This is a genomic window from Microcystis sp. LEGE 08355 (assembly GCF_015207185.1).
Classification (GTDB): Bacteria; Cyanobacteriota; Cyanobacteriia; order Cyanobacteriales; family Microcystaceae; genus Microcystis; species Microcystis panniformis.
This window is the reverse complement of sequence record NZ_JADEXI010000210.1, coordinates 1-7,285: the sequence shown is the minus strand read 5'-3', so window position 1 is coordinate 7,285 and position 7,285 is coordinate 1. Positions and strand designations below refer to the sequence as shown.

The 7,285-nt window shown below is 42.8% G+C and carries 7 protein-coding genes and 1 pseudogene; 3 read left to right on the top strand and 5 right to left on the bottom strand.

Annotated elements, in window-relative coordinates:
* Nucleotides 1-185: helix-turn-helix domain-containing protein (locus tag IQ242_RS12130; RefSeq protein ID WP_193960143.1), on the bottom strand; the 185-nt coding region annotated here is incomplete at its 3' end.
* 90 nt (nucleotides 186-275) lie between these two features.
* Here IQ242_RS12130 and IQ242_RS12125 point away from each other — a divergent pair.
* Nucleotides 276-2,471, top strand: a pseudogene (locus IQ242_RS12125) (cation-translocating P-type ATPase); the annotation flags it as partial.
* Between the two features lie 117 nt (nucleotides 2,472-2,588).
* Here the strand turns inward: IQ242_RS12125 and hemB are convergent.
* Nucleotides 2,589-3,575 carry a porphobilinogen synthase gene (hemB, locus tag IQ242_RS12120; protein ID WP_193960142.1) on the bottom strand — a complete coding sequence of 329 codons (987 nt, stop codon included), beginning with the start codon at nucleotides 3,573-3,575 and terminating at the stop codon, nucleotides 2,589-2,591.
* Between the two features lie 473 nt (nucleotides 3,576-4,048).
* Here hemB and IQ242_RS12115 point away from each other — a divergent pair, with 473 nt between their 5' ends.
* A complete protein-coding gene (locus IQ242_RS12115; protein ID WP_002797138.1) occupies nucleotides 4,049-4,414 on the top strand; it encodes a phasin family protein in 366 nt (121 codons plus the stop codon).
* Between the two features lie 59 nt (nucleotides 4,415-4,473).
* Nucleotides 4,474-4,854: a hypothetical protein gene (locus IQ242_RS12110; RefSeq protein WP_193960141.1), complete on the top strand. Its 381-nt coding sequence runs from the start codon at nucleotides 4,474-4,476 to the stop codon at nucleotides 4,852-4,854.
* Between the two features lie 79 nt (nucleotides 4,855-4,933).
* Here IQ242_RS12110 and IQ242_RS12105 read toward each other — a convergent pair whose 3' ends face one another.
* The 3 genes from IQ242_RS12105 to IQ242_RS12095 form a co-directional block, all read right to left on the bottom strand.
* Nucleotides 4,934-5,083 (bottom strand): hypothetical protein, encoded by a 150-nt coding sequence (locus IQ242_RS12105; RefSeq protein WP_002752187.1) that lies wholly within the window; start codon nucleotides 5,081-5,083, stop codon nucleotides 4,934-4,936.
* A gap of 200 nt (nucleotides 5,084-5,283) precedes the next feature.
* Nucleotides 5,284-5,922 carry a retron system putative HNH endonuclease gene (locus IQ242_RS12100; protein ID WP_193960140.1) on the bottom strand — a complete coding sequence of 213 codons (639 nt, stop codon included), beginning with the start codon at nucleotides 5,920-5,922 and terminating at the stop codon, nucleotides 5,284-5,286.
* Nucleotides 5,919-7,199, bottom strand: a complete 1,281-nt coding sequence (locus tag IQ242_RS12095) for an AAA family ATPase (RefSeq protein WP_193960139.1) — start codon at nucleotides 7,197-7,199, stop codon at nucleotides 5,919-5,921. The genes IQ242_RS12100 and IQ242_RS12095 overlap by 4 nt, the downstream gene beginning before the upstream one ends.
* Nucleotides 7,200-7,285: the final 86 nt, after the last annotated feature.

Here is a 7,285-nt window from a genome sequence, read left to right as displayed (position 1 = left end):
TTTTTCCAATCGGTTAGCATTGAAGAAGTTTCAGTATATCCTACTCTTTCTTGTCTTTCATACCAAGCTTGTGTTCTGAGATGGAGAGCTTTATTGTAAACTAATCTTACACAGCCCAATGTGCGCCGCAATAGCGACTCTTGTTCTGGTGTTGGGTAAAATCGGTAAGAATAGGATTTTTCCATGTCTCACATTTTAGCATATATTTCGTAAACGATGCTCATATTTAACAGTAAAGCCGTCGTAGAACGACGGGGTTTCAGACCCAAATTTTCGATGAATCGCTGTTAACCGGAGAGTCTGTTCCGGTCAGGAAACGCATCATCCACAGGGAAGAAGACCCGAAGCACCTTTCAGCCACCTTGAGACCGGGTGGAGACGACTTGCCCACCGTCTATTCTGGTACTCTGGCGGTACAAGGGCAGGGCATTGCCCAGGTGCAAGCAACGGGTATCGGCACTGAAATGGGAAAAATTGGCAAGGCTCTGCAAACGGTTGAACCGGAAGACACGGTCTTACAGAAAGAAACCCGTCGCATTGTCGGTAAATTGACGATGATCGCGCTTGCCATTTGTGCGGCGGTGGTCGTGATTTATGGATTAACCCGGGCCGATTGGTTACAGGGCTTTTTGGCAGGATTAGCCCTAGCGATGGCAATTTTGCCCAATGAAATTCCGGTGGTGCTGGCCATCTTTCTGGCTCTGGGAGCGTGGCGATTCTCGCAAAAACAGGTACTAACCCGTCGCATTCCAGTGGTTGAAACCCTGGGTTCTGCCACCGTTCTTTGTGTCGATAAGACTGGAACCCTGACATTGAACCAAATGGCCGTTAAACAGTTGTTGGTTTACAGCGGCTCCAATGCTTATCTGTACGATGTGACGCTCCATGAGCGCGAACCCTTGCCAGAAGTCCTTCATCCCCTGATCGAGTTTGGTATTCTAGCGAGTCGTAAAGATCCCTTTGACCCGATGGAAAAAGCTTTGCAGCAAATTGGTTGGGATTACCTGGCCAAGACTGAACACCTGCATAGCGATTGGCAACTACTGCACGAATATCCCCTGTCCACCGATCTCTTGGCCATGTCCTGTGTCTGGGAATCCCTGACGGGGGAGCTTACCGTTGCGGCAAAAGGAGCGCCAGAAGCGATCGCCGATCTCTGCCATTTCAGCCCGATTCAACAACAGGAGTTGGTCGAACAGATCCAGGCAATGGCCAGAGAAGGTTTGCGAGTTCTGGGAGTCGCCCAAGGACGCAAAATAGGAACATTACCCAAAACCCACGCTCTTGATTCATCCGGGCCTCTAGCCTACTTAGAATCTGACGATCGCTTACCTGTTCAACAACACGACTTTGAGTTTGAATTTGTCGGACTCATCGGCCTGGAAGACCCCGTGCGTCCTACTGTGGCACCTGCGATCGCTGAATGCTATGGTGCGGGAATTCGCGTTGTGATGATTACGGGTGATTATCCCGTAACAGCCCAGAACATTGCCCGTCAGATTGGACTCAGGCCTTTAGACAAGGTGATCACCGGTAGGGAACTGGAGCAAATGGGTGAGTCGGAACTGCGCGATCGCATTCAAAGCACCAACATCTTTGCCCGTGTCGTCCCCGAACAAAAACTATTGATTGTCAATGCACTGAAACGCTCCGGGGAAATTGTGGCCATGACCGGTGATGGTGTCAACGATGCCCCGGCTCTCAAGTCTGCTCATATCGGCATTGCCATGGGTGAACGGGGTACGGATGTAGCGCGCGAGTCTGCCGATCTGGTCCTGTTGAAAGATGATTTTTCGTCCATTGTCGAATCGGTCAAACTAGGAAGACGTATCTTTGACAACCTGAAAAAGGGGATGGCCTATACCTTGGCCGTTCACGTTCCGATCGCGGGTATGTCGTTGATTCCAGTTATGTTTGGCTGGCCCTTAGTGCTGCTCCCCATCCACATTGCCTTTCTGCACTTAATTATCGATCCAGCCTGCACGGTTGTGTTTGAAGCTGAACCGGCAGAGAGCGATATTATGCGTCGCCCCCCCCGTAATCCCAAAGAACCCTTGTTCAGTCGTCGGACGTTGCGATTGGCTTTGCTTCAGGGGATCAGCGTTTTAGTGGTACTGGTTATTGTATTTGCGATCGCCTATAGCAACGGCAATAGTGAATTTAATGCTCGTGCCTTAGCATTTACGACATTGATTATCTCCAACCTCGCTATGATCTTAACCAATCGTTCCTGGTCCCGAACGATTCCAGAAATGCTCCAAGCTCCTAATCAGGCTTTGTGGTGGGTGATCGGCGGTGGACTCCTGTTTTTGGGATTAGTTCTCTATGTTCCCTTGTTACGACACCTGTTCAGCTTTTCATTTCTACATACTGATGATTTGCTGGTTAGCTTAGTTTCTGGAGTTGTCAGTATTTTCTGGTTTGAAGGACTAAAACTGTGGAACCGTCGGCACTTGAACATCCAAAAATAAAAAGCATCATAGATTCCACGATCGGTTACAAATTGTTGCAGCAGTGCGCTATGTAGTTGCTTGAATGAATTGTGCCTACCTACTTAATAATCAGCATGGTGGGTTAAATCATCAAGTTTAACCCGCTGCTAACCAGCGCACGGCATCCTTAGCGTGGTAGGTTAAGATAATATCGGCACCGGCCCGTTTAAAGCTGGTTAAAGTCTCTAAAGTCACCCGTTTTTCGTCAATCCAGCCATTTAACGCCGCCGCTTTAATCATCGAATATTCCCCCGACACATTGTAGGCAGCCACGGGTAAATTAGTCATTTCCTTGATTCTCCAGATAATATCCATGTAAGACAGGGCAGGTTTCACCATTAACATATCTGCTCCCTCTAATACGTCTAATTCCACCTCTTTTAAGGCTTCCCTGGCATTACCTGGATCCATTTGGTAGGTTCTGCGATCGCCGAATTGGGGGGTAGAATCGGCGGCATCCCGAAACGGCCCATAATAGGCAGAGGCATATTTAGCCGTATAGGAAAGAATCGGTGTATCACTATAACCCGCCTCATCCAATCCTTGACGAATTGCCTGCACAAAACCATCCATCATTCCCGACGGTGCAATGATATCCACTCCCGCTTTTACCTGGGAAACGGCGGTTTTTTGCAATAATTCCAGAGTGGGATCGTTTAACACCCTGCCGGTTAAATCTCCCGTTTGCAGATAACCACAATGACCATGGTTGGTATATTCACACAAACAAGTATCGGCGACAATGAGTAGATCGGGAACTGCCTCTTTAATTGCTGTGGCTGCTTTTTGGACAATACCATGATTGTGCCATGCTCCCGTCGCCTCTGTGTCTTTACTTTCCGGCAGCCCGAATAAAATAATCGCTGGAATTCCTAAATCCCGCACTTCCTTGGCTTCGTCAACAATTTTATCGATTGATAATTGGTACACCCCCGGCATCGATTTGACTTCCTGGGCAATACCTTCCCCCGCCGTGGCGAAAAGGGGATAGATGAAGTCATTGGCTGTCAAGACGGTTTCACTCACCAGACGGCGCATTTGAGGGGTTTGACGCAGACGACGGGGGCGATGAATAGGAAACATAGTTTTTTGTGATTAAATCGGGAATCTGGTCTCGATTCTTTAGTTTAAATCTTTGCTGAGGATGAACACAAATCGATTCAGCCGGCTGCTGGCTGCTGGCTGCTATCCGCAATATTTAGTTATTTTGAGCTTAATCAAACTATTTAGGTCAAAAATGACCTAATAAACCTCTATCGTCGTTTTGAGCGCAAAAAACCAGCAATTTGACTAAAATTTAATCTTTATAGCGATCAATTTTGCTGTCGCCACCACCGCATCTATTTACAAAACTTTACCTCATCAGTTATCAGTTACCAGTTATCAGTTATCAGATGTGAGTTTTCAGTTCACTGATGGCTCTCTTGGATAGAGGTGCAAGCGTTCACTGATTACTGTTTACTGTTCACTGTTCACTGACTCCCAAAACCCATCTCCATTTGGGAGAAGGATCGTTTATTCTAGGAAGTAAGAGCGATCAATTCAGGATTTTTGCTATGGCCAACTTAGGTGATTTAGTCAAAAAAGCAGTTTATTTGGGTGTCGGCATTGCTACTTATGCCGCCGAAAAAGCTGAAGTAAATTTACAAGAATTAAGAAATCAAGCCCAAAAATTAGCCGATGAAATGATTTCTCGCGGCGAAATGACGACAGAAGAAGCGCGCAAATACGTTGATGAGTTGGTGAAACAGGCACAACAGCAAACGGTGGCAGGTAACGAATCTAATATTCCCCATGAACCCCGACGGATAGAAATTATTGAAGATGAGGAGGACACCAAAGCAGCCGATCCAAAAGTAGATGAATTGCGGCAACAGGTGGAACGTCTTCAGGAGGAATTACGGAAACTGCAACGGGATTAAAACCTAGATTTTAGCGACAAATAATTAATTATTACCAGACAAGGGATGCAAGTATAAACATGGACGATTGGCCGAAAGATTTTTGGGAAGTTATCGAAACTGTCGCGCTGGGAATTGAAACTTTTTTCCAAGAAGTAGCCCAAACTATCGAAGAAATCAATGAGGAAATTATCATCGATCTGGAACAGTTTATTCAAGAGGTTTTACCCCAGGAATTAGAAGAATTTTTTAACCTCGATGAATCCCTTTTTTCGGAATTAGATGAACCCTCGGATTTTATGCTCACTCCTAAGGTTAACCCCGATCCTAACACCCATCCTGCTTGTATCGGTTGCCGTAATTATCACGGTTATATCTACGGGGGTAATCTTCTCGTCTGCGGTTTCCATCCCTACGGTTGGGATAGTGATAGTTGTCCCGATTGGCAAGCAGAAGATTAATTATTTTTCTATAAAATCAGGTAGGGTTATTATCCCTACCCATAACTTTTATCTCAAAGCAGTTATCCGTCATTTTTAGTTAAGAATTACCCTTGGGAGCATGGTAAGGTTCAGAATCAAAAGGCTGCATCCCCACATCGGGATACTCATCATTGTTGGGGCTAAAAATGCGAGCAAAAGCCTCCGTTAGGTACTGGACAAAATTGTGTAATGTATCCTTGATATTCATTGCTTTTCTCTCCGACTCTCGACAACAATCTCCGTTCAACTTGGGAAAGGTTGATTCACCCCTCCATCCCCATTATCTGGCCAGAATCTCATCAATTGTTGACTTTTGAGATAATTCTTGAATAATCTTCATGAGACTTTATATTTTTTCTTGTTTATCTAAATTTTTATAATAATTCTTGTATTTTTGTAAAGGAAAGATTATTCAATTAAATCGCTGAACAGATATTTGATTGTTGTCCAGAAAGGATAGTATTTTTGTTGATCATCTAAGCATAAATATCCATTGACAAAAACTTTTAATTGAGCGTTATCTATCTCCTCATCCAAAAAAGGCTCGATGGCTTTATGACGAAAGTCGTTGATTTTATTGAGGTTTAATCCCAACTTTTCGATAGTATTAATTGCTTTTTGATCATCTTCTTGTGCAGGTTTAATTGTACCATCATAGTTAAAGGCAAAGTGAGACTCACAATCGGGATTAAGTGGAGAGATTAAGAGATTTTCATCAAACCAGTTATCTTTTAGATTACCACAGTGCCGAGGTTCACCAGACTTAAGATTTGCCTGACAGGAACATAGCAAATTGGCATAATCTAGGGGATCAACAGTGGGATCACTTTGAGGTTTAAAATGTTCTATATGGCATTTACCATCAACCAATCGACTTTCACAATAACAACATATTTCCCCCTGTTCTGTCATCAACGCTTTAATTAGTATTTCTTTTGGTTTTCCTGCTAAATTTCTAAAGTCGGGCTGCCAATCTGAGTTAGCTTGCTCTTGCTCTTTCCAATTCTTAAACTCTGGTGGTTCTTGTCTTTTTCTAATATACTTCATTTTCCGATAATTTCCTTGCGTCGAATAATAACTTCAGCTTTAATTAATTCTGGATCATCTTGAATTTTAGCTCTGAGATCATTGATTTTATTTTTAGCTGCCTCTAATTGATTTTGAGATATTTGTTCATAGATATCTTTCAAAGCTTCAGCGATTTCCTTGGGACGGGTTGTCTCTAATCCCATCAAATCTTCTAAAATTCGATCAACATTTTTGCCGTAGGACTCTTGCACAGGATGAACTTTTATTCCCATTTCTGTTTGTTCCATGAAGTGTAAACTTTCTGGCTGAACATGAGTGATAATATTAGGAGAATGGGTGGAAATAAAAAATTGACAGTTAGGAAAAACTTCTAGTAATTTAGGTACTACAAATCTTTGCCATTGAGGATGTAAATGTAAATCAATTTCGTCAATGAGAATAACACCATTACCCGTTAAGGGATCAGGATTTTGAGGATTAGCAATCGCCATTCTTCGAGCTAAATCTCCCAGCATAGCAATCAGACATTTTTCTCCATCAGAAAGTTGATTAACAGTAACTATTTTATTCTTTTTTGTTACTTCCATTCTCAAGGGATTACGACGGACGCTAAGATTACTAAAATCGGGTAGAAAACGTTTGATCGTTTCCCGAACCGCTTCCAATTGGGGATCAGGAAAACAAAAACCTTCTGGTTTAATTAGATAATCCTGATATTTTCGATTTTCATTTTCTAAATCTTCGCGCTCGCGAAACCATTCAAAAAAAGTGCGAAAATCTGATCCACTGGTTAAAGCATTTTCGTAGGCACCTAGAGAATCAAATTGATGTTTTGTTTTAATTTTTAATGGTATATCTACCACGGCTCGATTAACAGAATAATAAACAAATAAAGGTAAGTTAATTTCTCCTTGATGTTCAGTAATTTGTCGTTGTATTTGTTGAGTGTATTCATTTAATTGGCTAAAATTACTTCCTTCCCCAGCGTGGCTATATCCAGTCCTAGTTTTTACTATTTTCCAAGTAATCTCTTGACTATCTTCCGTCACCCCCGTGATTTCAATTATAGCCGTCCCCTGACCATTATTAATCTCGGTTTCGCTAATCTTTCGTCCACTGGCATTAGTATTTTTTAGGCGATTAACTAACCATGAAAGCATAATCGCCAAACTATCTAAAATGGTGGATTTTCCCGCACCATTAACTCCTATAAATACGTTTAATTGCCGATGAAAGTCGATGTTTAAACTAACTGCACCTCGATAATTAATAAGCTTTATAGACTTAATTTTCATGGTTTTTTGTATCGGCAAGATTTGCTTATAAGTAGGTAGGTGTTAAAAGTTGTCAGACACCCCCCTTATTAAGGGGGGATTAAGGG